A 1,513-nucleotide genomic window follows, 5' to 3' on the forward strand; every position below is an offset into this window, starting at 1 on the left:
GACATCATCGAGAGCCCGGAAGGAGTCCGGATTATCCGCATGGATGACAAAAAGCCGAAACAGTTTAGCCGGTACGAGGACGTACGTAGGGAAGTTCAGGAACTGGTCTATCAGCAGAAGAGCGATGACATGTATCAATCCTGGCTCGCTGAGCTCAAGAACAAAGCCTACATCGAAATCAAGTTTCAACAGGATGCGGGCACCGCCCACCGATAGCCGCTGCCATCTATCGGATACGGAACACTACAGGATGCTCAAAAAGTTTGTCCAGCAAGGCCGCAGCAAGCGAAGTGGCGAGGCGTACGCTTCGGTACGTTGAGCCTCTGAGCGATGCGAGAACGCCGCTGGCGGACTTTTTCAGCATCCTGCTGAACTGAGATCAAGCGAGGTCCTTGCGCAGACTCCCGGCCACATCCCGCAAGGCTCCCCATACCCGCTCCCGTCCATCTCCGGTCACCGAGGAATAAGGAATCAACATTTCTCCCTCGGCGAGCCCCAAGGCCCGGTGCGTTTGCCTCAATGTGCGCACCCGTTCGCTGGGCTTCAGCTTATCGACCTTGGTCGCAACGACGAGGGGATTCCGGCGGATCGACCGGAGCCACGCGATGGTCTGACGATCCTGGTCGGTCACGACGCGGCTGTCCACCAACATCACGACTCCCAGCAGCGGCGCCCGGTCGACGAGATAGTCTTCCAACAACGGCCCCCACTGCGTGCGGACGGATTTCGACACTTTGGCGAACCCATAGCCGGGTAGGTCCACGAGATGGAATTGCGAAAGGGCCGGGTCTGAAGTCGAGATGAGAAACACGTTCACGGCCCTGGTCTTTCCTGGCGTCCGGCTGACTTTTGCCAGGTCCCGGCGATTGAGTAATGAATTGATCAGCGACGACTTGCCCACATTGGAGCGCCCCACAAAGGCAATCTCATGAAGTTGACCGGACGGAAATTGTTCAGGAGTGACGCAACTTTTGATAAACTCAGCGGCGAATATTTTCATGTCGACAGGCCGATCGATGGATGCAAGACGAAAGGCAAATCATACTCCGACCTTTTTGCGTCACTACACATACGATCCTCCTCCGCGCAAGTCAACCGGCCGACGCACGGTGGGCCGTCTTCTCCTCTGGAGCGTCCTGCTCATCGGACTTCCTGTAAGCGTCCTTGTCCTGAGCTGGCTGAGCACGCTTCCCGATACAGACCTCCTTGCCCGAACCAACCCGACATCGACGGCGCTCATGGACCATCGGCTGGCGCGGGCAGCCGAACAGGGACGCGCCGGCAAGCGACAATGGCTCTGGACACCCCTGAGCCGAATCGCGCCGGAATTGCAACGTGCCGTGATCGCGGCGGAAGACGCCTCGTTCTTTGCCCACGAGGGATTCGATTGGGAAGGCATCCGCGACGCCGCGCTATACAATCTTGAAGCGGGAGAACTGAAACGCGGCGGGAGCACGATTACCCAGCAGCTGGCGAAGAATCTTTATTTATCATCGGAACGTTCGCTGTTCCG

At 57.9% G+C, this 1,513-nt stretch carries 3 protein-coding genes; 2 read left to right on the top strand and 1 reads right to left on the bottom strand.

Annotated features, from left to right (window positions below):
- Nucleotides 1–216: peptidylprolyl isomerase (locus ACOSYY_RS13525; protein ID WP_421663029.1), on the top strand; the 216-nt coding region annotated here is incomplete at its 5' end.
- Between the two features lie 163 nt (nt 217–379).
- Here the strand turns inward: ACOSYY_RS13525 and yihA are convergent.
- Nucleotides 380–1,000, bottom strand: coding sequence for a ribosome biogenesis GTP-binding protein YihA/YsxC (yihA, locus tag ACOSYY_RS13530; protein ID WP_421663030.1), 621 nt, complete (start codon nt 998–1,000; stop codon nt 380–382).
- Between yihA and ACOSYY_RS13535 the strand changes: the two genes are divergently transcribed.
- Nucleotides 999–1,513, top strand: a 515-nt coding sequence (locus ACOSYY_RS13535) for a transglycosylase domain-containing protein (RefSeq protein ID WP_421663031.1), incomplete at its 3' end; no start/stop codon positions are given. The genes yihA and ACOSYY_RS13535 overlap by 2 nt on opposite strands.

This window comes from Nitrospira sp. BLG_2, assembly GCF_049222245.1.